25 protein-coding genes and 4 tRNA genes are annotated in these 25,716 nt (G+C 69.2%); 7 read left to right on the top strand and 22 right to left on the bottom strand.

What is annotated here, in order from left to right; translation table 11 throughout:
- Positions 1 to 9 precede the first annotated feature (9 nt).
- Together AWC16_RS12015 and AWC16_RS12010 are read left to right on the top strand one after the other, a co-directional pair.
- Entirely contained in the window at positions 10 to 342 is a 333-nt protein-coding gene (locus AWC16_RS12015) for a DUF732 domain-containing protein (protein WP_234812233.1), read from the top strand.
- Between the two features lie 61 nt (positions 343 to 403).
- Complete coding sequence (locus AWC16_RS12010; protein WP_109561377.1) at positions 404 to 958, top strand: DUF5078 domain-containing protein; 555 nt, start codon at positions 404 to 406, stop codon at positions 956 to 958.
- A 49-nt stretch (positions 959 to 1,007) separates the two neighbouring features.
- Here AWC16_RS12010 and AWC16_RS12005 read toward each other — a convergent pair whose 3' ends face one another.
- Entirely contained in the window at positions 1,008 to 1,715 is a 708-nt protein-coding gene (locus AWC16_RS12005) for a chymotrypsin family serine protease (RefSeq protein WP_085264982.1), read from the bottom strand.
- Between the two features lie 336 nt (positions 1,716 to 2,051).
- On the opposite strand from AWC16_RS12005, the gene AWC16_RS12000 reads away from it, so the two are divergent.
- Positions 2,052 to 2,501, top strand: coding sequence for a DUF5994 family protein (locus tag AWC16_RS12000; RefSeq protein ID WP_085264981.1), 450 nt, complete (start codon positions 2,052 to 2,054; stop codon positions 2,499 to 2,501).
- A 779-nt stretch (positions 2,502 to 3,280) separates the two neighbouring features.
- Here the strand turns inward: AWC16_RS12000 and AWC16_RS11995 are convergent.
- The 3 genes from AWC16_RS11995 to AWC16_RS11985 form a co-directional block, all read right to left on the bottom strand.
- A tRNA-Phe gene (locus AWC16_RS11995) sits at positions 3,281 to 3,357 on the bottom strand.
- Between the two features lie 30 nt (positions 3,358 to 3,387).
- Positions 3,388 to 3,461, bottom strand: a tRNA-Asp gene (locus AWC16_RS11990).
- 32 nt (positions 3,462 to 3,493) lie between these two features.
- A tRNA-Glu gene (locus tag AWC16_RS11985) sits at positions 3,494 to 3,566 on the bottom strand.
- A gap of 124 nt (positions 3,567 to 3,690) precedes the next feature.
- On the opposite strand from AWC16_RS11985, the gene AWC16_RS11980 reads away from it, so the two are divergent.
- Positions 3,691 to 3,763 (top strand) — tRNA-Lys (locus tag AWC16_RS11980).
- 216 nt (positions 3,764 to 3,979) lie between these two features.
- The gene (gene gjpA, locus AWC16_RS11975) at positions 3,980 to 4,966 is read left to right on the top strand and encodes an outer membrane porin GjpA (protein WP_085264980.1); all 987 of its coding nucleotides are present in this window, start codon (positions 3,980 to 3,982) and stop codon (positions 4,964 to 4,966) included.
- Here the strand turns inward: gjpA and AWC16_RS11970 are convergent.
- The 4 genes from AWC16_RS11970 to AWC16_RS11955 are packed head-to-tail and all read right to left on the bottom strand — an operon-like array spanning position 4,963 to position 9,368.
- The gene (locus AWC16_RS11970) at positions 4,963 to 5,880 is read right to left on the bottom strand and encodes a class I SAM-dependent methyltransferase (protein ID WP_085264979.1); all 918 of its coding nucleotides are present in this window, start codon (positions 5,878 to 5,880) and stop codon (positions 4,963 to 4,965) included. The two genes, gjpA and AWC16_RS11970, sit on opposite strands and share 4 nt — an antisense overlap.
- Before the next feature lie 34 nt (positions 5,881 to 5,914).
- A complete protein-coding gene (locus AWC16_RS11965) occupies positions 5,915 to 7,255 on the bottom strand; it encodes an amidohydrolase family protein (RefSeq protein WP_085264978.1) in 1,341 nt (446 codons plus the stop codon).
- Complete coding sequence (locus tag AWC16_RS11960; RefSeq protein ID WP_085264977.1) at positions 7,249 to 8,424, bottom strand: CoA transferase; 1,176 nt, start codon at positions 8,422 to 8,424, stop codon at positions 7,249 to 7,251. The genes AWC16_RS11965 and AWC16_RS11960 overlap by 7 nt, the downstream gene beginning before the upstream one ends.
- Positions 8,421 to 9,368, bottom strand: coding sequence for an enoyl-CoA hydratase/isomerase family protein (locus tag AWC16_RS11955; RefSeq protein ID WP_085265044.1), 948 nt, complete (start codon positions 9,366 to 9,368; stop codon positions 8,421 to 8,423). The genes AWC16_RS11960 and AWC16_RS11955 overlap by 4 nt, the downstream gene beginning before the upstream one ends.
- 105 nt (positions 9,369 to 9,473) lie before the next feature.
- Between AWC16_RS11955 and AWC16_RS11950 the strand changes: the two genes are divergently transcribed.
- The gene (locus tag AWC16_RS11950) at positions 9,474 to 11,009 is read left to right on the top strand and encodes a class I adenylate-forming enzyme family protein (RefSeq protein ID WP_085264976.1); all 1,536 of its coding nucleotides are present in this window, start codon (positions 9,474 to 9,476) and stop codon (positions 11,007 to 11,009) included.
- Positions 11,006 to 11,308, top strand: a complete 303-nt coding sequence (locus AWC16_RS11945; RefSeq protein ID WP_085264975.1) for a hypothetical protein — start codon at positions 11,006 to 11,008, stop codon at positions 11,306 to 11,308. The genes AWC16_RS11950 and AWC16_RS11945 overlap by 4 nt, the downstream gene beginning before the upstream one ends.
- Positions 11,309 to 11,312: 4 nt before the next feature.
- Here the strand turns inward: AWC16_RS11945 and AWC16_RS11940 are convergent, their stop codons facing one another.
- The 14 genes from AWC16_RS11940 to AWC16_RS11875 form a co-directional block, all read right to left on the bottom strand.
- Positions 11,313 to 12,011: a fatty-acid--CoA ligase gene (locus AWC16_RS11940; protein ID WP_085264974.1), complete on the bottom strand. Its 699-nt coding sequence runs from the start codon at positions 12,009 to 12,011 to the stop codon at positions 11,313 to 11,315.
- Positions 12,012 to 12,036: 25 nt separating this feature from the next.
- Positions 12,037 to 12,561 carry a hypothetical protein gene (locus AWC16_RS11935; protein ID WP_085265043.1) on the bottom strand — a complete coding sequence of 175 codons (525 nt, stop codon included), beginning with the start codon at positions 12,559 to 12,561 and terminating at the stop codon, positions 12,037 to 12,039.
- A gap of 20 nt (positions 12,562 to 12,581) precedes the next feature.
- Positions 12,582 to 13,196: a TetR/AcrR family transcriptional regulator gene (locus AWC16_RS11930; protein WP_085264973.1), complete on the bottom strand. Its 615-nt coding sequence runs from the start codon at positions 13,194 to 13,196 to the stop codon at positions 12,582 to 12,584.
- Positions 13,197 to 13,377: 181 nt separating this feature from the next.
- A complete protein-coding gene (locus AWC16_RS11925; RefSeq protein WP_085264972.1) occupies positions 13,378 to 14,526 on the bottom strand; it encodes an acyl-CoA dehydrogenase family protein in 1,149 nt (382 codons plus the stop codon).
- Positions 14,527 to 14,534: 8 nt separating this feature from the next.
- Positions 14,535 to 15,680, bottom strand: a complete 1,146-nt coding sequence (locus tag AWC16_RS11920; protein WP_085264971.1) for a thiolase family protein — start codon at positions 15,678 to 15,680, stop codon at positions 14,535 to 14,537.
- A 4-nt stretch (positions 15,681 to 15,684) separates the two neighbouring features.
- The gene (locus AWC16_RS11915; protein ID WP_085264970.1) at positions 15,685 to 16,494 is read right to left on the bottom strand and encodes an enoyl-CoA hydratase/isomerase family protein; all 810 of its coding nucleotides are present in this window, start codon (positions 16,492 to 16,494) and stop codon (positions 15,685 to 15,687) included.
- Positions 16,494 to 17,714: a CaiB/BaiF CoA transferase family protein gene (locus AWC16_RS11910; RefSeq protein WP_085264969.1), complete on the bottom strand. Its 1,221-nt coding sequence runs from the start codon at positions 17,712 to 17,714 to the stop codon at positions 16,494 to 16,496. The genes AWC16_RS11915 and AWC16_RS11910 overlap by 1 nt, the downstream gene beginning before the upstream one ends.
- Complete coding sequence (locus tag AWC16_RS11905; protein ID WP_085264968.1) at positions 17,714 to 18,892, bottom strand: acyl-CoA dehydrogenase family protein; 1,179 nt, start codon at positions 18,890 to 18,892, stop codon at positions 17,714 to 17,716. Before AWC16_RS11905 ends, AWC16_RS11910 begins: the two co-directional genes overlap by 1 nt.
- A gap of 62 nt (positions 18,893 to 18,954) precedes the next feature.
- Positions 18,955 to 20,661, bottom strand: coding sequence for a thiamine pyrophosphate-binding protein (locus tag AWC16_RS11900; protein ID WP_085264967.1), 1,707 nt, complete (start codon positions 20,659 to 20,661; stop codon positions 18,955 to 18,957).
- A gap of 24 nt (positions 20,662 to 20,685) precedes the next feature.
- A complete protein-coding gene (locus AWC16_RS11895; RefSeq protein WP_085264966.1) occupies positions 20,686 to 21,693 on the bottom strand; it encodes an acyl-CoA dehydrogenase family protein in 1,008 nt (335 codons plus the stop codon).
- Complete coding sequence (locus tag AWC16_RS11890) at positions 21,690 to 22,853, bottom strand: acyl-CoA dehydrogenase family protein (protein ID WP_085264965.1); 1,164 nt, start codon at positions 22,851 to 22,853, stop codon at positions 21,690 to 21,692. The genes AWC16_RS11895 and AWC16_RS11890 overlap by 4 nt, the downstream gene beginning before the upstream one ends.
- Positions 22,850 to 23,632 (bottom strand): enoyl-CoA hydratase/isomerase family protein, encoded by a 783-nt coding sequence (locus tag AWC16_RS11885; protein ID WP_085264964.1) that lies wholly within the window; start codon positions 23,630 to 23,632, stop codon positions 22,850 to 22,852. The genes AWC16_RS11890 and AWC16_RS11885 overlap by 4 nt, the downstream gene beginning before the upstream one ends.
- Positions 23,629 to 24,546, bottom strand: coding sequence for an acyl-CoA dehydrogenase family protein (locus AWC16_RS11880; protein ID WP_085264963.1), 918 nt, complete (start codon positions 24,544 to 24,546; stop codon positions 23,629 to 23,631). The genes AWC16_RS11885 and AWC16_RS11880 overlap by 4 nt, the downstream gene beginning before the upstream one ends.
- On the bottom strand, positions 24,543 to 25,706 hold the full coding sequence (locus AWC16_RS11875) for an acyl-CoA dehydrogenase family protein (RefSeq protein ID WP_085265042.1): 1,164 nt from the start codon (positions 25,704 to 25,706) through the stop codon (positions 24,543 to 24,545). Before AWC16_RS11875 ends, AWC16_RS11880 begins: the two co-directional genes overlap by 4 nt.
- Positions 25,707 to 25,716: the final 10 nt, after the last annotated feature.

The following is a 25,716-nucleotide window of genomic DNA, read 5'->3' as shown; positions in this document are numbered from 1 at the left end:
ATGGAGGTCATGCATGTGACCGTGAGGATCGCCGCGCCCCTGCTGGCCACCGCGGCACTGGCCGCCGCACCTGCCGCCCACGCCGACGACACCAGCTACCTGGCCCGGGTCAACGCTGCCCCGGTGGCGATCCCGGTCACCGATCACGTCAAAGTGACCTCGGGGCACTACATCTGCGCCCAGCTAAGGATGTACGGCCACACCGGGACCTACCGGTCCGGTATCTCGCCGGGCGACCTGGTACGCCAGCTGACCAACACCTTCTACTACAGTCCCGAAGCCGCCGACGTCCAGATTCAGGCGGCGCAGGCCGAGATCTGCCCGGAGACGTTGCGGCCCTGAGCCTCTCATCTAGGGCGAAAGCGGGTTTACAGCAAACCTGAAGGTGGTAACGTCCGGCCGCATGACATCTACGGTGAATTGGCGTGTGCGCGCAGCGGGACTGGTAGCGGTCAGTGCGGGTCTGTTGGCTTCCGGCGCGGGAGTCGCCGCCGCGGACGACCCGAATGCGGTTCCGGAACCGATACTTGCCACGCAGTGCTCGGTAGACCAGTTGATGGCAGCGACCAAGGTCGTAGACCGGCCGGCCTACGACGCGATTGTGACGAAGTACAACCAAGAGCCCCCGGTGCTGCAGGAAAAGATCGTCGAGCGGATGAACAATCTGCTGGCCAAGGATCCCGCCGCCCGGCAGGCCGAGGTGGATCAGTTCGCCATTGTCTTTCCCTATTACGCGGCGCTTTTCCGGGCGCAGGAATCGGCTGCCCCGGGCATTGCCGAGCAGTGCGGAACCTTCCCGGCGAAGGACCCCGCTGTCTGGAGCCCTGCCACCGAGCAGGCCACTTCGGAGGCGGAGGGCGCGACTCCGGCTACTCCCGCAGCACCGGCTGCGCCCGGGTCGGATAGCGCGACACCGGCCGCTCCGACACCGGGTAGCGAGACACCGGCAGCTTCCTGAGTTGGCCCCGGCCATCTTCGAGGCCGGGGCTGATCAAAGCCGGACAGGCTTAGCCAAGAGTGAACCCGGAGCCCGGCCCGCCCTTGGCATTCACGTCGTCGAGGATCGCTTGGAACAGCACGATTCCCGACCCCTGCTGCGTAAGTGGCGCGCCCGGAACGGATCCGTTGCGGACCATGCCGACGAGTAGGTCGTCGACGGTGACCGGCGCCCCGTCATCGCCGGGTTGCCACCACTCGTCACCGGTGGAGTGCACGCCGGCAGGCCCAATGTCGAAGCAATTGAGGCCGGTGCCCCGCCCGAGCTTGCATGCGTGCTGGACCTCTGGCACCACGCCAGGATCCGGGCCGGCAGGTTCCGGGTCAGCGGGGCTCAGGTCAGCGGGGCTCAGGCCGTAGATCCCAAAGCCCTCGTAGTCGGCGATGGGTCTTACCCTGTCCGGGTCGAGTTCGATCACCGCGTAGTCAAGGCCCTCATCGGCGGCCACCACCGTGCCCACGGTGCCGTGATCCTCGGCCCCCTCGACGACCACCGACGAGCCCGTACCCCCGCAGTGCGCGGCGGTGAAACCGACCAGCTGACCAGCGGTGTCGTGGCCGACAGCGGTCAGTGTGCACAGCGCGTTGTCGTTGAGCACGATCGCGGCGCCGCCGCCGAGCAGAATCTTGTCGTCCGCGGCGGCGGTCGGCAGTCCGGCGGAGGCGATCAAAGCGGCCGCGACGATCGCTGATGCGCGTCGGGTGGATGCATGCTGCACAGCGGCCCAGTCTATGGGCAGGGCCTGGAGCCGTCCCGCTGCGAATCGGGCTTGTACCGAACTGTCGCCGAAACGATGCCGGCGGCGTACGGTCAAACGTGAGCCGCTTTGTCAGCGGTGGTCCACCCAGACTCGCTACGGGCGGCCCCCACGGGCAAATTGTGATTCCTCCGCCTACCTGCAGCCGCGGGCAAGACGAATCCGACCGTGACGGAACTGCTCCCGTGGATTGTGAGATATGGTGCGACAGTTAGACATACCGAGTTCGGCGTTCGTCCGCAATACTCTTGCCATCGTGGCCGTCGGATTATCCCGGCGTCAGCCGGAGCGGTTGCGATGAGCTACCCGGCCGGAGCCGTCCGCAATGCCCGGCCCATCCGGCTGACGGTGGCTCGCGAGCTCGGCCGTGACATCGACGGAGCCTGGTGGCCGCGCGCAGACCGCATCACCAATGAACTGCCGGACCTTATCGCGATCCTGACTCCCCTGCTCGGAGACATCACCGCCATCAACGTCAACTGGTCACCGCTGCAACGACCACCCGACCTCAACTGGCCGGGCTGGGAGGGCAAACGCCAGCACGTGATGACCGTCAGCGGCGCGAAGGCCAGCGCCAACCTGCTGGTCATCTCCTATGCGACCCACAGCGGACTCGCCTTGATGGTGATGCGCTGTGCGGCGGATCTGCCCATCGAGGCTGCCGACCGCAACAAGCCCGCGTGCCTGACCGCCGGTTCGGTCGTGCGGTACGCGCGAGAACAGCGGGAGTCCGCCAGCGGCTATTAGCCCGGCGGAGGATCGTTCCAGCGACCACCGCTTTTGGTCCACAGCGGGGTGCCGCCGATCGGCGTCGATGAGGCGGTCCCGATCGATGCCGACGTGGCCGCGACCAGCCACCTTTGCCGCCCCTGTCACCCCTCCCCGCTACCGTCCCGATCCATGACCCAAGCCGTACCACCCACCATTGCCCAAACCGCCGCGTTCGGGAGCCGGCCATGATCCCGGCGGCATATCCCGGGGAGTCCGGCCGGTCCGGCGGTCTTCGGAACCCGCTGTAGCCTCACCCCGCGGCGATCTGCGGACTCGGTGAGGCTACCCAGTTCCGAGGATCCGCATGTCCCGCACCGATGCTCATGCCCCGTTTGACGTCCGCGTCGCCCGCCGTGAAATCTCCGTCGTCCCCGTCCACCGCTGCGCCGGCCGCGAATGCGACCTTCCCGACCGGAGCACTTGCCGCGTCGGCCGCTGCTACTGGGCTTTTATGTTCACCGGCACCAACGTCTGTTCCTGTTGGATGTGCCACTGGCACCACCGCCCGCAGGATCGCCGATCAGCGGTGCGCGCCCGCCTGCGGGATGCGGCCCGCGCATGGAACGGCGGGGACCGGGAGGGGTGACCGGACTCGCACACCTGACTACGTCGATGTCATCGAGTTGCCGTCGGCGCGACGCTATGAGGTGCGCGTAGCAACCAGTGTCCCGGACGGAGAACGCAAGCAGTCACAGCTCTTTCGGACCTACGACGTACCCCGAAACGAGCAGTACCCCCGTTAAGCCGGGGGTTTCTGGTGGCCAGGGCCGGGATCGAACCGGCGACCTTCCGCTTTTCAGGCGGACGCTCGTACCAACTGAGCTACCTGGCCGGAAGGCACGTGTGCCTCGCCGCGTAAAAGCGACCCTGACGGGACTTGAACCCGCGACCTCCGCCGTGACAGGGCGGCGCGCTAACCAACTGCGCCACAGGGCCTTGCTGTTCGCTCCGCGTCACCGCGATGCGAGTACCCCCTACGGGATTCGAACCCGCGCTACCGCCTTGAAAGGGCGGCGTCCTAGGCCGCTAGACGAAGGGGGCCAGAACCGAATCTCTCCGGGGCACTCGCAACGTAATCACGTTGGGAGCTTCGCTAGCTTAGGGCACGGCAGGCCCAATCCTCAAACGCACCCGAATCGGGGAGGCAGTATCCTGTTCCGGCACGGCCCCTATAGCTCAGTTGGTAGAGCTACGGACTTTTAATCCGCAGGTCGCAGGTTCGAGCCCTGCTGGGGGCACCGCCATGACCGTCAGGCCAATCGGCTTCCCATCACCCTTCTCATCGCCCCGACACGGCCGGCATGGCCGCAAACCCGGGGACGTGACGTTAATCACCGCCGCCACCCAACTCTGCCAGCAGGCAAAAGTTACTGGCTTTAGGCCCGTTCTCAGGTACGCTCAATTAACTAGTGAGGTTCATCACAGAAAGTGATGGCCCGGACTTAGGAGCCACCATGGAACTCCAAACTCGTCCTCTCATCGCTGCCGGCGTCGCAATCATCGGGGCCGGTTTGATCACCGCCGGACCGCCCACCCCGACGCTGCCGGTCAGCCAATCGCCCGCGGTGCAGCTGGCCGCCGATTCCGACTTCTTCACGCTGTGGGCCGACGTCCTCGACCGCGCGTTCACCAACGTCACCGCACTCGGCACCGACTTGGTGACACCGCCGGTCCCGGTGCTGCAACAGGTGGTCGTGAATCAGGTCGGCTTCCTGCAGGACTTCCTGGCGAACCCGTTGGACATCTGGAACATCTTCGGCCAGATGTGGGGCAACCTGGTCGCCGGCGTCACCGCCCCGTTCGACGCGGACACCGACCTTCTGGACACCGGCCATCGGCTCGTCTTCGGCACCGTTTCCGGTCTCCTTCCGGTGCTCGTGCCGGACAACACGGCACTGGCTCAGTGGCTTCTGGACTTCACCGCAACACCGTTCAGCGGTTGGCTCTCCGGGCAGGTGGGCGTGCTCTTGGGCCCGTGGCTGGAGCTGTGGGACAGCCTCGGCTCGATGTTCGGCGCGATCGGTGAAAATGACTGGTCCGGAGCCTGGAACGACTTCATCAACATTCCCGCTCACATGACCGACAGTTGGCTCAACGGGTACGGGACGGTCGACCTGATGGGCGTGCTCGGGCCGCTGCTGCCCGAGTTGCCCATCGGCACCATCCGTTCGCTGAGCATCGACCTGGGCGGGTTGCTCAGCCAAGGCGGACCGCTGTTCGGCAACATCGGCGCCGACGTGTGCACGACGCTGCCCATCGTCGGCTGCACCTCGGTGCCGCCGTTCCCGGTGGATGGAACCGGGTCCGGGCCGTGGGGCTCGCTGATCGAGATGTCGCACAGCATCGCGCAGGCACTGGGCTGGGACGGTACGGGCAACCCGATCGACGCGCTGCTGGACGACCCGATGGTGGCCGACCTGGTGGCCCTCCTGGGCCTCTAAACCCGGGAATCGCCCGGCAGCACCGCGCTCAGGTAGGTCATGTCGTCGAACGCGATCGCCAGTTCGTCGTCCCCGTACTCCAGCCCGCACTCGTCGTAGAGGTCTCGGACCTGCCGGCCCGTCACCGTCCAGCCGGCGGCGGTCAGGTAGTCGACGATGTGGTTGCGTTCGCCGTGATAGATCAGGTCGCCGATCTCCACCTCGAACCCCAGCGCCAGCATCTTCTCCCGGTGTTCGTGCCACGCCGGGCTGGCGAAGACCGACGTGTCGCCGATGAACTCGCAGGCCAGTCGGCTCCCCGGTGCGCTGAGCGCTTTGATGGTGTCGAACAGGGCGTCCTGGGCGTCGGGCTGCAGGTAGATCAGCAGGCCCTCGGCGCTCCATACGGTGGGCGCCTCCGGGTCGAATCCGGCGGCCTTCAAAGCGGTTGGCCAGTCGTCGCGCAGGTCGACGGCGACGGTGCGGCGCTCCGCGGTCGGCTCGGCACCCAAGTCGCGCAGGGTGGTGGTCTTGAAGTCGATCACCTCCGGCATGTCGACCTCGTAGACGACGGTGCCCGCCGGCCAGTCCAGCCGGTAGGCGCGAGCGTCCAGGCCGGAGGCGAGGATGACCGCCTGACGGATGCCGCTCTGCGTCGCGGACAGGAAATGCTCGTCGAAGAACCGCGTCCGCACGCCCATGCCGTGCCCCATCCGGACCGGGTCGAACTCGTCGCCTTCCGGAAACTCAATGTCCCCGTCGACCATCCGGGTGAAGAAGTCGATGCCGACCGCGCGCACCAGAGGTGCCGCGAATGGGTCGTTGATCAGCTTGTCCGGGCCCGCGGTGGCCAGGGCGCGCTGCGCCGCCACCATCGTCGCGGTCGCCCCCACACTGCTGGCCAAGTCCCAACTGTCACTGTCCGTACGCGTCACGCGGTGCCTCCGATTCTCGAACTATCTAGACAGGCTACAGACCGCCGCTGTGCTCGTGCACCACGCCGCCGGCGACGATCGTCGCCGCCACCAGGCCGGCATCGAGGGCAAACGGGTCGCCGGCCAGCACGCACAGGTCACCGGGCTCGCCGACGGCGATCCGGCGCGGCGTCAAGGGCTGCTCGGCCCGGCCGCTGAACCCCTGCAGCGCGGCGCGGGCCGAGATCCGCTCGGCCGAACCCAGCACGGCTCCGCCGGGTGTGCTCCGCTGCACCGCGGCCCGCATGGCCACCCAGGGATCGCCGTCGCCGAAGGGGGTGTCGGTGGACAGCGCCACTGGAATTCCGTTGTCCCGCAATGACGCGACCCGCCACAGCTCGTGGTGTCGCTCGGGGTCGATGGTGGCCAGGTAGTCGTCGCCGCGTTCGGCGACGAAGTTGGGCTGGGTGATCACGGTGATCCCGAGCGCGGCCAGGTCGGCCAGCCGGTCGTCGGGCACCACGGCCGCGTGCTCGATCCGGTCATCGCGGTGCACACCGGCGGACTGCCAGGCCGCGATCGCGACGGTCAGTTGCGCATCGGTGACACAGTGCAGCGCCACACCGTGGTCGCGGGCGTGGTTGTCGGACAGGGCTTTCACCAGGGCGTCCAGGTCCAGGCGGGCGTCGTCGAGGATGACCTTGGCCGGACCGAGGGTGATCCCGGGAGCCGCGGCGGTCCCGGCGGGCACCATGCAGTGCAGCCGCTGCAGCAGCTCGCCTGCGCCGCGTGCCGCGGCAAAGGCGGCGACGTCGGTGTCGGTGTGTCCCGGGGTGGCGTCGGTGATCCCGGTGACGCCCCGAGCGGCCAGCTGACGGCTCAACCGAGCCAGTGACGGTTCACGGTGCGGCAGTGCAGGTGCCGGATCACCGTGGGCGCGCAGCAACCGGCCGTGCCCGTGGCCGGCCATCCCGAGGCGGGTCAGGCCGGCGGAGTTGAGCACCCACAGCGCGCCGCTGCGGTGCGCCACCCGGACCGGTACGTCGGGTGAGAACCGGTCCAGCAGTGCTGCGTTGAGTTCCCCGGCAACCGACTCGTGGTAGCCGTATCCGCGCACCCAGCCGTCCCGATCCGGTGTCGCGGTCCGCAGCGCGGTGGCCAGTTCGTCCAGCGTGCGCACCTGGGGCGGGCCCAGACACACCGAATCCAGCGCGGCTGCCGCCGACCGCAGGTGTACGTGATGGTCGTGCAGTCCGGGAATGACCGTGGCGTTGCGCGCGTCGAGGACGTCTTCGCCCCGGTACGCCGTCAACGCCGGCGCGACCTGCTCGATGGTGTCGCCGAGCCGGATGTCGACCTTCGATCCGTCCAGCAGCACCGCCCGCTGGATCAGCACCGTGAACCCGCCTTCGCCACGAGCTCGCGGACCAGGGCATTGTCGGCGCCCAGCTCCGGGCCGGTGGCCTCGATCCGCGGACGCGGTGGCGGCAGCACCGGGGCTTCGCCGGCGGGAACGTGCAGCGGCAGTGCGGCGTATCCGGCGGCGACCGCGGCCAGGGAGAACGTGATCACCTCGCCACCACCGCGGGCCAGCGCATCGACCACCGCGGCGGCCGCCTCGATCCCGGTCAGCGGGTCGGCGATGGCGTCGCCGCAGAACACCGGGCCGCCACCGGCCGCACAACCCACCAGCCCACCGGCGACCGCCGCGTCGTCACCGAACCCGGCGAATCCACCGTCGGCGCCGTGCGCGGTGATCTGCAGCCACACCCTTCCCGGCCGGCCCGCGATGTCGAACGGCCCGAGTTCGCGCCGGGCCAGCGCGGCCGGGCGCGATCCCTCCAACACCACATCGGCTGCGCCGAGAAGCTGGGACAGCACTGCAGCGTCGCGATCGAAATCCAGGGCGCAGGAAAGCTTTCCGCCGTTCATCCAGTCGAAAAACTCCCTCGGCCCGCCGCGGGTGCCGTCCGGGCGCGACGGGCTCTCCACCTTGACCACCGTGGCCCCGGCCTGTGCCAGCAACTGCCCGCAGAGCGGCCCGGCCCACAGCGACGTCAGGTCCACGACCAGCGCCCCGCGCACACCGCGGCCCGGGCCGGAAGGCCCAACCCGGCGGATCGTCGGCGGCGCCGAAGCGGTCTCGCCCAGCGCGGCGGCGGGCAGGTCCAGCAGCCTGGCCCGGGCCACCACCTCCGCCGCCGGCTTGTCGGCCGCCCAGGCGGTGACCACCGCCCATGGCTCGGCACAGTCGGATTCGATCAGGGCGGGTACGGCGTCGAGGTCGTCGGGCCGCGACAGCGTGAGCGCCCACCAGCCGTCCGCCGCGGTCAGCAGCCGGGAGGCTCCCCCCGCCGAGATGCGTCCGGCGCGGGTCCAGCCGAGCAGTCCGGCGCGGCCGGCCAGCAAGGTCGCGGCGTCGGCCGGGGCTCCGGTCGCGCCGGTGAAGCGCTGGGCCACCTGCGCGGCGGCCTGCAACACCGCGGCGCGGGAGAAGTCGGGGCGGCCGCCGGGATCCCCGGTCAGCCAGGCCAATCCCGAGGCGCCCCAGGCAGCCTCCGTCATCGCAGTGTCGCGATCTCGTCGACCAGGCCCCACCGCAGCGCGGTGGGCGCATCGATGGTGCGGCCCGACAGCACGAGGTAGGCGGTGCGCCACCGTCCGATGCGGCGGGTGACGCTGACCGTGCCGCCGGCGCCCGGGATCAGCCCGAGGCTCAGCTCGGGCAGGCCCAGGACCGTTGCCGGGTGGGCTCGCACCCGGCCGCAGAAGGCGGCCATCTCCAGGCCGCTGCCCAGTACCTGTCCGTGGATGTCGGCGCGGCAGCGTGCACCGAGCCGGGCGGTCAGCGCGTCCAGCGCCAGCGCGGGGCTGTGGCGGGTGCGGGCCAGGTGCGCGCTGGCCACATCGGTGAAGCCGCCGAACTCGGCGAGGTCACCGCCGCTGCAGAACGACGGGCCGGCTCCGCTGAGCACCACCTCGTCGATCGCGGTGTCGGCGGCGGCGACGGCCAGGCCGTCGAGCAGCACGGCCCGGGTCGCGTTGTCGAAGGCGTTGTGGCGTTGTGGCCGGTTGAAGCGCAGCCGCAGGGTGTCACCGTCGCGGTCCATCAGCACCGGGTCGCCCGCTTCCGGCACGGTGGCGGGCCCGCGCCGGGCCAGCCAGTCGGCGAACTCCGGGCCGGCCTGCAGCACCGAGTAGGCCAGCGACTCGGTGACCACTCCGGTAAAGGCGGGGGCCGCCGGGTCCACCGCGCGCAGGACGTCGTCGCAGATCGCCGCGGCCTGCGGCCAGCGTCGGCACCGCTCGGCGATATCGGAGCATGCCTGGGCCACCGAGGGAACCGTGATGACCCGGCGATCCGGCGAGTCGGTTTCGGTGAGGGTGAAGGTGGCGTGCTGTAGCCAGTGTTCGGCGTGCGCGGTGTCGAACCGGGTGCCCGTCGCGATGACGATCCCGGCGCCGGGAACGGCGTCGGGCTCCTCATCGAGGTCGACCATGCGGATCATGTCGCACGTCAGCGTACCCAGCGGAGATATCACCACGGCCCGCGCGATATCGAAACTACCGAAAAATGATAATGTCGTTCTCATGCCGGTTACGAGGGCTGAACGGTGAGTGTCTCGCTGCTGCTGGAGATGGCGGTGTCCGCCGACCCGGACAGGGTCGCCGTCGTGTCCGAGACCGCCCGCTACACCACCGCGGAGCTCAACGCCCTCGCCGACGCCGGCGCGGGAGTCATCGACGAGACCGGCGCGAACAGCGTGGCCTATGTCGGTATGGGCGGCGACATGCTGCCGCTGTTGCTGTTCTCCGCGGCGCGGGCCGGGCGGCCCTTCGCGCCGCTGAACTACCGGCTCAGCGGCCAGGCACTGCGCGAGCTGATCGACCGGCTGCCGCAGCCGCTGGTGGTGGTCGACAAGGAGTACCGCGACCTGATCGGCGAGGCCGGTGACGTGGGTAGCGCGCTGATGGATTCGGACACGTTCTGCGCCCGGGCCCAGACCACCGCCCCCGCGGTGCAGTGGCCCGATCCCGACGACGTGGCGGTGGTGCTGTTCACCTCGGGCACCACCTCGAAGCCCAAAGCCGTTGAGCTGACGCACAACAACCTGACCAGCTACGTGACCCAGACGGTGGAGTTCGGTTCCGCGGATTCCTCCGACGCTGCGCTGATCTGCGTTCCGCCGTACCACATCGCCGGCGTCGGAGCGGCGCTGAGCAACCTCTACGCCGGACGCAAGGCGGTCTATCTGCGCCGGTTCAGCGCCTCGGAATGGATCCGGCTGGTCAAGACCGAGGCGGTGACCACCGCGACCGTGGTCCCCACGATGCTCGAACGCATCGTCTCCGAGCTCGAAGCCCGCCCGACCCCGCTGCCCACCCTGCGCAACCTCGCCTACGGCGGCTCCAAGGTGGCTTTGCCGCTGGTGCGCCGGGCCCTGGACCTGCTGCCCGAGGTCGGCTTCGTCAACGCCTACGGCCTGACCGAGACCAGCTCGACGGTCGCGGTGCTGACCCCCGAAGACCACCGGCTCGCCTACCAGTCCAGCGACGACGCCGTCCGCAGGCGGTTGGGGTCGGTCGGCCGCGCGGTGCCCGGGATCGAGGCCGTCATCCGCGACGACGAGGGCCGGGTGCTCGAACCGGGACAGCCCGGCGAGCTGTATGTGCGGGGTGAGCAGGTATCGGGCAGATACACCGGTATCGGATCGGTGCTCGACGCCGAGGGCTGGTTCCCCACCCGCGACCTCGCCGTGCTCGACGAGGAGGGCTACCTGTTCATCGTCGGGCGCTCCGACGACACCATCATCCGGGGCGGGGAGAACATCGCCCCCGCCGAGATCGAGGACGTGCTGGTCGAGCACCCCGAGGTCCGCGAGGTCGCGGTGGTCGGCGCGCCCGATCCCGAGTGGGGGCAGATCATCGTCGCGTGCGTGGTGCCGGCGCCGGGTGCATCGCCGGATCCCGACGCGCTGCGCGAGTATGTTCGGGAACAGCTGCGAGGATCCCGCACCCCGGACCGGATCGTCTTCCACCCGGAGTTGCCGACCACCCCGACCGGCAAGGTGCTGCGCCGCGAGCTGGTCTCGCAAGTAGTCGAAGAACTGCAAACCGACCACGTTGTCCAAACCGAAGGGGCGCAATGATCAAGTCCGGTACCCGTCTCAAGAGCCAGGTCTGCGACACCCAGGTCATCGTCGTCAAGACCGCCGACAGCCTGGATGACCTGCGCGCGGGCGGCGCCCCGATGGTGCCGCTGGACGACACCACTTCCGGTGACGCGGTGCTGGACCCGGACTTCGGCGCCGGGACCGTGATGGGCAAGCGCTATGTCGACGACGCCGGCGCCGAGCTGCTGGTGACCAAGGCCGGCGCCGGAAGCCTCAGCATCGGCACCGTGCCGCTGACCATCAAAGAGGCCAAGCCTCTTCCGGCCAGCGACTGAGGGCTCAGCGCGTCGGCTCTTCCGCTGTGTCCGCGTCATCACCGATGCGCATCAGGTGCGCCAGGCGGCCGACGAACACCGGCGGATAGATGCCGACTCCGGCCCGGGTGATCCAGTCGGAGGCGAATTCGGGTTGGTTGATCCATTCGGCACCGGACTCAGCCACTTTCTCGTCGGCCACCTGCAGCATGAACACCTCGCGCGGGTTGTCGAAGGCCTGGAATATCAAGATCTTTCGGATGCCGGCCGCGGTGAAGTGTTCGGCGGTGGCATGAACGTGGTCGATGAGCGTCTGCGCGTCGCCGACTTCGGCCACCGCCGCGACCACCACCCCCGGCGGTTCGGCGAGGCTCGCCGGAGTCGGCGGTTCGTCGGCGGGCCGTTGCTGCCCGTCGCTGAGGTCGATGCGCTCCACCAGTGACCCGGCGAAGACGGCGGGGATGTCATCGACACCGACGGCGTCGAACCAGGCCATGAACGCCTCGTCGCGCAGCAGGTCGACGACCGGCTGTTCGGCGCGGATGGCCATGACCGCCAGCACCCGGCCCCGATCGACCGCCGAGGTGTAGACGAGTACGTGGTGGGCACCCAGGTGGGCCAGGCTGTCGCGGGAGCGCTGCAACAGCGGCCAGACCCGGGCCGGGTCCGGGACCCGGTAATCCGTCACCAGCACCAGGGAATGCGCCAGCGGGTCAGGCGTCATGTCGGTCGACGCACGGTCGCGCGTCTCAGCTGGCCGGGCTCAGGTCCGCCGCGACAGAGGTACACGCCGCCGGCCCACATCGGAACGTCTCGATGTGGGCATCCCAGGCGTTGTCGGTCGCCGGGTCGACGCCGGCTGCCCGCAGCGCCTGCGCCTTGAAGGCGCGGGCGGCCGCGCTGAGCCGGTGCTGGCGGGCATCGACGTCACGATCCAGCTCGGCGGGGACATCGCCCCACAGCGTCACCTCGGTGTTGCTGTGCTCCAGTGCGTCGATCACGCCCTGGCGCACCTGGGCGTGGCCGTCGAACATCTCCGAGCACACCGCGATGGTCTGCGGGTGCGGCCACTGCTCCCACTGGCTGAGCACCGACGCCAGGTCCAGCACCTGGGCCCCGAGGATCTGCAGCGGGCGGGTGTCCTGGGTGTCTTCGGCGCCGTCGATCAGCACCGTGACATCCCATCCCGCGGTCGCACGGTCGTAGAGCCAGCCGCCTGCGGCCATGACGACGTCGAGGACGCTGCGCCCCACGAGGTCGAACCGGTAGCGCATGTCCGGGTCACCGGCCCCGCTCACCGGCGGGCGTCCTTTGCCGGGGGAGCGAAGTCGCGGGCCAGTGTTTCCGCGTACCCCGCGAACACCTCGGTCAGGGGTATTGAAGGGTCCAGAAGCCATGACATCTCCATTCCGTTGATAAACGCGATAATCTCCGCGGCTTTGGCACCCGCGTTGATGTCTGGGCGGTAGCGGCCGTCGTCCATACCGCGCTGGATCAGCTCGGCGACGATCTCCAGCGCGCTGCGGTACCGGTGCAGCATCCGGTCGTGCAGGGGAGCCTCGGGCAGCACGTTCTCCGCGAGCAGCACGGTGAAGGTCCCGACCAGCTCCGGTGCCCGGGTGAACCGCTCGGCCACCCGCTGGATCTCCTCGATCAGGTCACCGCTGCGGTCGGCGTGGGTGTCGTCGTCGGCGTCGCGGGCGTCGAGCACCGCGTGCAGCAGCTGTTCCTTGGAGGCGAAGTGGTGCAGCAGGCCGGCCGCGCTGACCCCGGCGTTGCGGGCGATCTGCGCCAGTGAGGTGTTCCGCCAGCCGTTGCGCGCCAGCAGGTGTTCAGCCGCCAACAGAATCCGTTGCCTACGGTCCTCGCCTTTGGCGAGCAGTGTGGCGTACGGCCGGGGTGACGTCACCGGTCTCCTTCGATAAACCAACCAAGTGAACACACAGTAGGTTGGTTAGGGCTGCTGTGACAAGGGTCTCATCCAAGAAATTTTTCCGGGGGTCCTCGCCGAGCGTGAAGTTAGCTTCACCCTCGGCGCTCGAGCGTGAAGTTGCCCTCACGTTCGAGCAGGTCCGGGGTGTTCCCTGCCGTCACAACCCCAGCGATTTGGCGACGATCATCTTCATCACCTCGCTGGTCCCGGCATAGATCCGGGCCACTCGCGCATCGGTGTAGAGCCGCGCGATCGGGTACTCCATCATGTAGCCGTAGCCGCCGAACAGCTGCAGGCAGCGGTCCACGACCCGGGCCTGCATCTCGGTGCAGAACAGCTTCACCCGCGCGGCATCCGCCCCCGACAGGAGGCCCTCGACGTGGTCGGCAACCGCCCGGTCGAGCATGCACTGGGCCGCCTCGATCTCGGTGGAGACCGCCGCCAGCTCGAACTTGGTGTTCTGGAACGACGCGACCGGTGAGCCGAACACCTGGCGGTTCTTGACGTAGTCGATGGTGGCGGCCAGCGCTGAGCGGGACTGGGCGACCGACCCGACCGCCACGGTGAGCCGTTCCTGGGCCAGGTTGTGACCCAGGTAGCCGAAGGCCTCGCCCTCCTCCCCCAGCCGGTTGGCCACCGGAACCCGCACGTCGGTGAAGGACAACTCGGCGGTGTCCTGCACCTTGCAACCCATCTTGTCCAGTTCCCGGCCCCGCTCGAATCCGGGCATTCCGTCCTCGACCACCAGCAGCGTCAGGCCGCGGCGGCGGTTGTCGGGGTCGGTGGAGGTGCGGGCCACCACGATCACCAGGTCGGCCTGGATGCCCCCGGTGATGAACGTCTTGGCCCCGTTGAGGATGTAGCTGTCGCCGTCTCGGACCGCGGTGGTCCGCATCCCGGCCAGATCCGAACCGGTGCCCGGCTCGGTCATCGCGATCGCGGTCAGCAGCTTGCCGGCCGCCATGCCGGGAAACCACCGCGCCCGCTGCTCATCGTTCGTGTAGTGCAGGAAATACGGCAGGATCACCTCGAGCTGGGTGCGCACCGTGGACAGCGTCACCAGGGCACGCGCCGCCTCCTCCTGCAGCACCACGTTGTAGCGGTAGTCGTCGATGCCGGCGCCGCCGTACTCCTCGGGGATCGCCATGCCGAGCATCCCCAGCGAACCCAGGTGCTCGAAGACCGCGCGCGGCATCCGCCCGGCCTTCTCCCACTGCGGGTACTCCGGAACCACGTGCTTCTCGACGAAGTCGCGGGCCAGGTTCCGGAATGCCTCGTGGTCCTCGGTGAACAGAACGCGCCGCATGAGTCTCCCTAACCGACCAGCTCGACGATGGTGGCGTTGGCGGTTCCGCCGCCCTCGCACATGGTCTGCAGGCCGTAACGAATTCCGTTGTCGCGCATGTGATGGATCATCCGGGTCATCAAGACCGCACCGGATGCGCCGAGCGGGTGGCCCAGCGCGATCGCCCCGCCCACCGGGTTGAGCCGTTTTGGGTCGGCATGGGTTTCGGCCAGCCACGCCATGGGCACCGGGGCGAAGGCCTCGTTGACCTCGAAGACGCCGATGTCGTCAATTCCCAGTCCGGCCCGGTTGAGCACCTTCTCGGTGGCCGGGATGGGTCCGGTGAGCATCAGCACCGGGTCGGCCCCGGTCACCGCACCGGCGACGTAGCGCACCAGCGGGGTCAGCCCGCGCCGGGCGGCCTCGTTTTCGCTCATCACCAGCAGCGCTGCGGCGCCGTCGGAGATCTGCGAAGAGTTGCCGGCGTGGATCAATCCGTCCTCGGCGAAGGCCGGCTTGAGTGCGGCCAACTTCTCCACGGTGGTGCCGCGGCGGATTCCCTCGTCGGCGGCCACCACCCCGCCGTCGGTCGCGACCGGGACAATCTGATCGCGGAATGCTCCGGCGTCCTGCGCGGCGGCGGCCAGCTCATGTGATCGCGCCGCATACTCATCGACCTGGGTGCGGTCGAAACCCCATTTCTCGCAGATCATCTCGGCGCCGACGCCCTGGTTGAACTGAAATCCGTCATAGCGCGCAAGCGCTTTCGGCCCGAAGGGTTCCCCGGTGGCTCGGGCCGCGCCGAGCGGAACCCGGCTCATCACCTCAACACCGCCGGCCACCACGACGTCCTGCTGGCCCGACATCACCGCGTGCACCGCGAAATCCAGTGCCTGCTGACTGGAGCCGCAGGCCCGGTTGACCGTGGTGCCCGGGACGTGCTCGGGCCAGCCGGCGGCCAGCACCGCGTACCGGCCGACATTGCTGGACTGGTCGCCGACCTGCGATACGCAGCCCCACACCACATCGTCGACGACGCCGGGGTCGACTCCGGTGCGCTGCATGAGTTCGTTGAGCACGATCGCGGACAGGTCCGCGGCGTGCGCGCCGGCCAGCCCGCCGTTGCGCTTTCCCACCGGGCTGCGCACCGCCCCGACGATCACCGTTGGTCGCATCTGACTACTCCGATCTCGTTGACTTCGGCGGCCATCCGCCGGTGAAACGCGGCGTGCGCTTCTCCGCGAACGCCGCATAGGCCTCCGCGGCGTCGGTACCCGCGAAATTGACGATCTGGGCCCGTGATTCATTGCCCAGGGCCTCAGGCAGGGTGGCGTCGGCGCCCTGGTTCAGCAGTGCTTTGGTCTGCGCCAGCGCCCGCGGGGGGCCGGCGGCCAGCCGGGCGGCCAGGTCGTCGACGAATTCGTCGATCTCACCGGCGCCCACCACCCAGGTCACCAGGTTCAGCGCCTGCGCCTCGCCGGCGTCGATGGTCTCAGCCAGCAGTGCCAGCCGCTTGGCCTGTTGCAGGCCTACCAGTTTGGGCAGCAGCCAGGATCCGCCGAGGTCGATCGAGAGCCCCCGTTTCGAGAAGATCTGGCAGAACGTCGACTCCGGTGTCGCGACCACCAGGTCGCAGCCCAGCGCCAGGTTCCAGCCCGCCCCGACCGCTACGCCGGCCACTTTCGCAATGGTGGGGATGGTCAGCTCGTGCAGGGCCAGCGCGACATCGGACAGCCGGCGCAGCTTCTCGACCGGGTGGACCTCGTCGGGTGTGCCGATGTCGGCGCCCGAACAGAAAGCACCGCCGGCGCCGGTGATCACCAGTGCGCGCAGGGCGGGGTCGTCGGCGGCCTCGCGTAGCGCGTCCCGCAGCTGTCGCCACAGCGCCGGGTTGATCGCGTTCTTGCGGGCGGGGCGGTTCAGGGTGAGTGTGCGCACGCCGTCGTGGTCGGCGCGCAGCAGTACCGGCTCGTCGGTGTTCGGGACCATCAGCGGACAGCCTGCCCTATGGCACCGCGGGCGCGCAGCCCCGCCATCTCGTCGACGGTCAGACCCAGCTCACCCAGCACCGCCTCGGTGTGCTCGCCCAGCCCCGGTACCGCCCCCATCGGCGGGTCATAGCCGGCGATCACCGGCGGCGGCAGCAGCGACGGGATCGGACCGGCCGGGGTGTCGATGGTGTGCCAACGGTCGCGCTGTTCGAGCTGCGGATGCGCCAGCACGTCGCTGGGCGCGTTGTAGCGCGCATTGCCGATCCCGGCGGCGTCCGCGGCGTCCTGGATGTGCGCCAGGTCGTGGCAGGCGCACCACGCCGCGATCGCTTCGTCGAGGATCGCCCGGTTCTGCACCCGGTCGGCGTTGCCGGCGAACCGCGGATCGTCGGCGAGATCGTTGCGGCCCAGCAGTTCCCGGGCCAGCCGCTGCCATTCCCGGTCGTTGGTGGTGCCCAGCACCACGGTGTGTCCGTCGCCGGTCGGGTAGGCGCCGTAGGGTGCCACGGCCGGTGAGCTCATGCCCAGCGGCTGCTGGTCGATCCCGGAGTGCCGCGCGTAGGTCAGGTGATAGCCCATCATCTCGGCCATGGTGTCGAACAGGCTCACGCTGACCGCCGGTGCCGGCGAATCCGATTGCGCACCTGCCCCTTTACGGCCTACCAGCAGGGCCATGATCGACAGCGCCGCGTACAGGCCGGTGGTGACGTCGGCCACCGGCGGGCCCGGCTTGGCCGGGGCGCCCGGGTTGCCGGTCACCGAGCACACCCCCGACTCCGCCTGCACCAGCAGGTCGTAGGCCCGCTTGTGCGACAGCGGGCCACCGGCGCCGTAGCCGTCGATCTCCACCGCGATCACGTTCGGGTGCCGGTGCGCCATCTCCTCGGCGGAAAGCCCCAGCCGGGTGGTGGCGCCGGGCGCGAGGTTGGACACCAGCACGTCGGCGCGGTCCAGGAGTCGGTGCAGGACATCGCGTCCCGCCTCGCTTTTCAGGTCCAGGGTCACCGATTCCTTGCCCCGGTTGACCCAGACGAAGTGGGCGGCCTGGCCGTTCACCACGTCGTCGTAGTAGCGGGCGAAATCGCCGCCGTCCGGGTTCTCCACCTTGATGACCCGGGCCCCGAAGTCGGCCAGGGCGCGGGTGCACATCGGTGCCGACACCGCCTGCTCCAGGGCCACCACCGTGACGCCGGCCAGCGGCGCGGCTGCGGCTGCCATCAGTAGCTCCGCGGCAATCCGAGCACGTGCGAACCGAGGAAGTTCAGGATCATCTCCTGGCTGACCGGGGCGATCTTCATCAGCCGCGACTCCCGGAAGAACCGAGAGATGTTGTATTCCTCCGAGTAGCCCATCCCGCCGTGGGTCTGCAGCGCCCGGTCGGCCGCCTCGAAACCCGCATCGGCACAGAGGTACTTGGCCATGTTGGCTTCACGACCGCAGGACTTGCCGTTGTCGTAGAGCCAGGTGGCCTTGCGCAGGATCAACTCGGCGGCATCCAGACGGGCCAGCGAGTCGGCGAGCGGGAACTGGATCCCCTGGTTCATGCCGATCGGCCGGTCGAACACCACGCGCTCGTTGGCGTACTTGACGGCACGGTCCAAGGCGACCCGGCCGATGCCGAGGGCCTCGGCGGCGATCAGCATGCGCTCCGGGTTGAGCCCGTGCAGGATGTAGGAGAAGCCCTTGCCCTCCTCACCGATCCGGTGTTCGGCCGGGATGCGCAGGTCGTCGATGAACACCTCGTTGGAGGACACCGCGTTGCGGCCCATCTTGGTGATCGGCCGGATGTCGACGTGATCGCGGTCGATGTCGGTGAGAAAGAGGGTGAGACCGTCGGTGGGTTTGGCCGATTCTTCCCGTGGGGTGGTGCGGGTCAGCAGTAGGATCTTCTCCGACTCAAGGGCTTTGGAGATCCACACCTTTCGACCGTTGACCACATAGTCGCTGCCATCGCGTTTGGCGAACGTGGTGATGCGAGAGGTGTCGAGTCCCGCCGTCGGTTCGGTGACGCCGAAGCACACGTGCAGGTCGCCGCTGACGATGCGGGGCAGGGTTTCGGCCTTCATCTCGTCCGAGCCGAACACTACGACCGGCTGCATTCCGAAGATCGACAGGTGGATGGCGCTCGCTGCGTTCATGCCACCGCCGGAACGCGCAACTTCCTCGGCCAGCAGCGTGGCCTCGGTGATGCCCAGCCCGTGGCCGCCGTACTCCTCGGGGATGGTCATGCCCAGCCAGCCGCCGCCGGCGATGGCGTCGTAGAACTCCTGCGGGAATTCGTGCGCCAGGTCCTTGGTCATCCAGTAGTGGTCGTCGAACTTCGCCGCGAGTTCGGCGACCGACTGCCGGATCAGTTGCTGGTCCTCGGTCAGCTCGAAGCTCATTCCGCCGGACATGGTCTCCTCCAGCCCATCAGCTTGTGCACGTTATTAGCCGGAAACGAGAATATCATTCTCGCTCATTGGGTCCCTTCGGCGTACCAGGTGCGGAACTCGGCGTAGTTGGGCATCTCCTCGGAGTTGGCCTTGGGGTCGATGCAGACGTGGATCACCGCGGTGCCGCCGGCGGCGTAGGCGCGCTTGATCGCCGGCCCGATCTCGGCCTCGTCCTGCACGTACTCTCCGCGGCAGCCCATGCCTTCGGCGATCTTGTCGAACCGGACGTCCTTGCTCCAGTGCACTCCCGGTTGCGGCGAGGGCTGCTCGAACGTCCGCTTGTACACCCCGACCTCCAGGCCCCACTGGTGGTCCACGCCCACGACGCAGACCAGCGGCAGGCCCAGCCGGGCCGCGGTCTCCAGCTCGGCGATGTGGAACAGGAACGCCGAGTCACTCGTCAGCAGCATCACCGGCCGCTGGCCGCCCTCGGCCACCGAGGCGCCGACCGCATACGGAAGCCCGGTGCCCAGGTGGCCGAAGTTCTGGTTCCACATCACGTCGTGGGGCTTGGCCTGCGAATAGGTCCACTGGAAGATGACGGTGGCGCCGCCGTCGCGGACCATGATGCCGTTGGCGGGGAATGCTTTGGTGGCCTCGACCACGAAGCGCGCCGGATGTACCGGGGTGCGCCCGGACGGCGCGGTCTGCGCCAGTTCGGCCAGCTGCTCGGCGTCCTGGCGGACCCACCGGGCCAGATCGGCCGACGCCGTGCGCGGCGTCTGTTTCAGCGCTTCGACCAGCTGCGGCACCACGCCCCGCAGGTCACCCACCAGCGCTACGTCCACCGGACGGTTCACCCCGATCGCCAGCGGGTCCTGCTCGACGTAGATCCACTTGCGGTCGGCGTTCTTGTCCGCCCAGTGCCGGGTGGTGCCGTAGTGCACCGGCTCGCCCAGCTCGGTGCCCAGTGCCACACAGACATCCGAGGCGGTGACGGCCTCGACGGCCGCGGTGGAGAACCCGTAGGGGAAGGTGCGCTCCTCCAGCCCGGGGATGAACGCGGTGCCGCCGGAGGTCTGAATCACCGGGCAGGCCATCAGCTCGGCCAGCTCGGCGACTGCTGTCGCACTGCGCGAGGTGTGTACGCCGTGGCCCACCAGCAGGATCGGGTTGGCGGCGTTGCGGATGATCTCGGCGGCTTCGGCGATCTCGGGCGCGCCGGCCCGCTGATTCACCAGCCGGTAGCGGTGTGGCTCCGGCGGACCGGCGACGTCGAGCTCTTCGAGGATGACGTGCGACGGGTATTCGATGTAGGCCGGCCCGGGGGTGCCGGACATGGCGCGCCGGATCGCTTCGTGCACGATCTCGTCGGTCTGATCGGCGTACTCGATGGACGCGCTGTACTTCACCGACGGCGCGAAAAGGTCTTCCTGCCGGACGAATTGGATGCGCCCGCGCCGCACCCGCCGTTCGGTGATCCGGGCCCGCTGCCCACCCAGGAAGACCACCGGGGAGTTCTCCACCTTGGCGCACATCATCGCCCCGGCGATGTTGGCCACTCCCGGCCCCAGGGTGCCGATGCACAGGCCGGGCCGGCCGGTCATCCGCGACGCCGCCTCGGCCATGAATCCGGCGCTCTCCTCGTGGTGCGGCGCCACCACCGACCAGCCGCGCTGTTCGGCCTCGACGAACATGTGCACGAAGTTGGGGTCGGGGATGCCGAACAGCGTGTCGACGCCCTCGGCTTCGAACAGTTCCAGAATCCGGCGATATACGGGCACAGCCACAGTCGAAACTCCTTGCTTGACTTGTTAATACCGTTCAGCGATACGACGACGGTGCGCTGCCGGGGATCCGAACAGCGACCGGTTGAAGGTGGCGCGCTTGAGATAGACGTGGATGCCGCTCTCCCACGTGTATCCGATGCCGCCGTGCAGTTGCAGGGCTTTGCCGACGACGTCGACGGCGGCAGCGCAGGTATAGGACTTCGCCATAGCCACGGCGGTGTCGGCGTCAGGGTCATCGCCCACCACTGCATCCACGGCGTCACGCACCAGAGAGCGGGCCACCGAGACCTTCACCAGCATGTCGGCGCAGGCATGTTTGACGGCCTGGAAGGAGCCGATGGGCCGGCCGAACTGCCGGCGCGTCTGCGCGTAGGACACCGTCGCCTCCAGCATGGCCTCGGCCAGGCCCAGGCTGTCGCAGGCCACCGCCACCGCGGCGCGATTGCGAACCGCGCGCGCCGCTCCGGCGAACCGCAGCACCGCCGATTCGGCCACCGCGACCCCATCGGCCGTCACGGCGGCGACCCGGCGGGTCTCGTCGAGCACCGGTTGGCCGGTGACGGTCAGGCCGTCCGCGATAACGGCGACGTCGGTCCCGGAGGCGTCGGTGGCCAACACCAGCAGCCGGTCGGCACCCTCGGCGTCCGGAACGAAATCGGCGCGGCCGGTCAGCCGGCGCTCGGAATCGATTGTGAAGTCACCGACCGCCACCGCCGTCCGGGCCGCACCGGTCGCGATATCGGCCAACAGCGCATCGCGAACGGCGCTGTTCTGCAGCATGTTCAGCACCCCCACCGACAGCACCGCGCCGCCCAGGTAATGCGTTGCCGCGCCGGCACGGCCCAGTTCCTCGCAGATCACCGCCACCTCGGCGAACGTCGCACCGGCCCCGCCGAGTGCGTCGGGCACCTCCAACCCGGCCCAGCCCGCATCCACCAGCGTCGCCCAGTCGACGATGCGGCCACGCGCCAGCACGTCGGCAGCGACGGCCCGCAGGTCATCATGCAGTTCAGTGAAATCCGTTGTGGTCATGTCATACTCGGTTCTCGCGGCAGGCCGAGGCCGCGCTCGCCGATGATGGTGCGCTGGATCTCGCTGGAGCCGCCGGGAATGGTCCACTCCCAGGAGCCGATGAAGTCCAGCACCCACGATCCCGACTCCCAGCCGCTGGACAGCGGTTTGGCCAGCACGGTGTGGGCGTCCGGTCCGCCGATCTCGGCACCGAAATCGGTGAGCCGCTGTAGCAGTTCGCTGTAGAAGAGCTTGACGATCGAGGCGTCGGCCGGTCCGGCGGTGCCGGCCTCCGCGTTGCGCACCAGACGCCGGCACATCCCGCGCAGTGCGGTGATCTCGGTTTCCAGTTGTGCGAGCCGGTCGGCCACCACCGGGTCATCGGTCGGGGCGGCCTGCACCAGCCAACGGAAACCCGCGCAGCCCAACCGTTCGGCCAGCTCGAGCATGGTCATGCCGCGCTCGGCGCCCAGGGTTGCCTGCGCCACCTGCCATCCGGCGTTCTCGGCGCCGATCAGGTTGGCCGCCGGGATGACGACGTCGTCGAGGAAGATCTCGCAGAAATGCTGGTCGCCCACCGCGTTGCGGATCGGCCGCACCTGCACCCCCGGGGTGGCCATGTCCAGCAGGAAATACGAGATGCCCTTGCGCTTGGGGACGTTCGGGTCGGTGCGGGCCAGCAGCAGACACCACTGGGCGTGGCTGGCGCCGCTGGCCCACAGCTTCTGGCCGTTGACCACATAGGAATCCCCCTCCCGGCGCGCGGTGGTACGCAGGGACGCCAGGTCCGAGCCGGCCTCCGGTTCGGAGAAGCCCTGCACCCAGATCTCGCCGTCGAGGATCCCCGGTAGGTGCCGGCGACGCTGCTCCTCGCTGCCGGCGGCCAGCAGGGTGGCCGCGGCGTGGTGGATGCCGACGAAGGCCAGCACCAGCCGCGGTGCGTCGTGGGCGGCCAGCTCCTGGTACAGCACGGCCTGATCGGCCACCGACATGCCGCCGCCCCATTCGCGCGGCCAGTGCGGAACGGCGAACCCGGCGCTGTGCAGGGTGGCGAACCAGTTGCGCTGAAAGTCGACGAACTCAGCCTCGCTGACCCCGGTCTGGGCGCGCCGCCAGTCCGCGGGGATGTTGTCGCGGCACCACTGGCGCACCTGCGCGCGGAAGTCGGGGTTGGCTGTCATCGCCGGTTCGCCCGGTTCTTGACGGCGAGCAGGCGCTGCCGGTGTTCGTCGGTCTTCATGGTCGCCACCTCGGCGGCGAATCCGGCCTGCAGCGGCCCACCCAGGATCTGCGACAGGTACATGTTGACCACCCGCTTGGTGCCCTGCAGCGCCTCGGGCGGCTGGGCGGCCAGCCGGGAGGCCAGCTGATGTGCTTGCGGCAGTAGCTCTTCGGGTGCCACCGCGCGGCTGGCCAGCCCGAGTTCGACGGCCGTGGCGGCGTCGATGCGGTCGCCGGTGTAGAGGTACTCGCGGGATCGCAGGATCGGGGTGAGCAGCGGCCACAAGGCGGCGCCGCCGTCGCCGGCCACCAGGCCGACCGCGACGTGCGGATCGGCCAGATAGGCGGTCTGCGAGATCAACACGATGTCGCAGAGCACCGCCACGCTGCAGCCCAAGCCGACGGCGGGGCCGTTGACGGCGGCGATGATCGGCAGCGGGAACCGCAGCATCTCCTCGACGATCGCGGCGCCTTCCCGGATGCTCTCGTCGCGGGCGGCTTCGTCGTCGAGGAACGTGGTGATCCAGTTCAGGTCACCGCCGGCGGAGAACGCGCGTCCGGCACCGGTCAGCACCACCACCCGGATCGACTTGTCGGCGGCCAGCTGCCGCCACACGTTTGCCAGCCCCCAGTGCAGGTTGGCGTTGACACTGTTGAGCTCGTCGGGCCGGTTGATGGTGACGGTGCGGACCGGACCGTCTCCGGTGACGGTGATCTCCTGCGGCAGGTCGTATTTCATGCGTAGAGTCCCGTCAGTCCGGTACGGCCGGCGCGGCGGACCAGCCGGTCGCGGGTCCCCGAGAGTCCCCACGGCAGGCGGCGCAGCGGCTGGCTGTAGCGCGACAGCCAGGACAGTGCCGTCTCGTCGCAGAATCCGACGGCGCCGTGCAACTGGTGGCAGACCCGGAACACCACCTCGGCGGCTTCCAGTGCCGCCGTCCGCAGCGCCAGGGCGTCGTCGACGGCTTCGGGGCGCCCGGTCGCGATGCTCCACAGCGCGTATTTGGCCAGCATGTCCAGCCCGGCGCGCTCCACCTCGGCATCGGTCAGCTGGAACTGCACGCCCTGGAACGTCGCCAGCGGCTGGCCGAACTGTTCACGCAGCCGCACATGGGAGATGGTGAGATCCATTGCCCGGTCCAGCATCCCCAGCAGCGTCCAGCACGGCAGCGTCAGCCCCAGCGCCACATCATCGGCACCGTCGGCGTCGACCTCGGTCAGCGTCAGCTCGGCCACCAGGGCCGGCCGGGCCGCCGACTTCGCCACCACCGTGCTGCGCACCCCGGCCAGGGTGACCGCGGCCCACCGCTTGGACAGGCCCGCCACCGCACCGGCGGGCGCGTGGTCGTCCACCACGATCAGCCCATCAGCGTCGAGATCAACCGGCGCCGAAAGAGATTCGGCGACCGGGTAGGGAACCCCCCAGTACCCGGCGCTGCGGCACAGTGCGGCGGCCGCCTCGAGTTCGTCGGCGTCGGCGCGGGGCTTCAGCTCGTATGCACCCAGCCCGCGCAGGATCGGGTCCACCAGTTGCTCGCGCACCCCCGGCTCGGCGTCGGCGCGGTGCACCAGCTCATCGCCACCGGCGGCTTCGAAGGCGCGCCGCGCGGCCCGGCCGTATTCCTCGGCCTCCGCGCCGAGTTCGAGGTTCATCGCGGCGCCGCCAGCAGGGCACGGGAGAGCAGGATGCGCTGCATCTCAATGCTTCCCGATGACACGGTGGCCGCCTGCGAGTAGCGCCAGTGATCTTCGGCTTCGGCGGCGAACCACTGCGCCTGCGGGCTGTCCGGCGCCTCGGCGGCGATCTCCATCAGAACTTCGGCGCTCTCCTGGTCCAGCCGGGTGACCGCGATCCGGTAGGCGGCGGCATCACCGGGCGCGATACGACCGCCGGCCTGCAGCGACACCACCCGGTAGGCCATCAGCCGGGCGCGCCGGCAGTGCGTGAGCATGCGCACCCAACGGGCGGTCAGCTCGGCGGGCAGGGTGTTCCATCGCTCGCCGAGTGCGTGCGGTGCCGCGGCGAGCAGACGTTCGCAGCGCGCGTAGCGGGCGATACCCACCCGCTCGTAGGACATCACGTCGGCCACGATCGACCAGCCGGCGTCCACATCGCCGAGCACGTCGGCGTCGGTGACGCGCAGGTTGTCGAAGAACACCTCGTTGAGGTGGTGCGGACCCATCATGGTGCCGATGGGCCGAACGGTGATGGCGGGGTCGTCCATCGGGACCAGGAACACGGTCAGGCCCTGCTGCTTCTTGGTGACCGACCCTTCCCCCACCCGGGTGGTGCGGACCAGCAGAAAGCACCACTGCGCCATCGTGGCGTAGGAGGTCCAGATCTTCTGGCCGTTGACCACCCAGCCGTCACCATCCCGGCGGGCGTAGGTACGCAACGACGCCAGATCAGAGCCGGCTTCGGGCTCGGAGAATCCCTGGCACCAGATCACCTCACCGGCCGCGATCGGCGGCAGATGGTGGCGCTGCTGTTCGGGCGTGCCGTGCCGCATGATGATGGGCCCGACCCAGTTCACCCCCATGTACTGCGCGCCGCGCGGCTCGTGGTGCGCCCACATCTCCTCGCGCACCACGGTCTGCTCCCACACCGAGGCGCCCGCGCCGCCGAACTGCTCCGGCCAGGACAGGCACAGCAGGTCACGCTCCGCCAATACCCGGCAGAACCGTTGCGCCGCGGCAAGATCGGCCGGGTCGTCGGTGAACGCACCGGGGAACCGCTCCGGCAGCTCCCGGTCGACCAATTCGCGCAGTTGCGCGCGCAGCTCACCGGCCCGCGTCCCCATGTCGAAGTCCAGCGTCACGCGC

The sequence above is a fragment of the Mycolicibacter longobardus genome, assembly GCF_002102265.1.
Taxonomy (GTDB): Bacteria; Actinomycetota; Actinomycetes; order Mycobacteriales; family Mycobacteriaceae; genus Mycobacterium; species Mycobacterium longobardum.
This window is presented reverse-complemented; position numbering and strand designations above follow the sequence as displayed.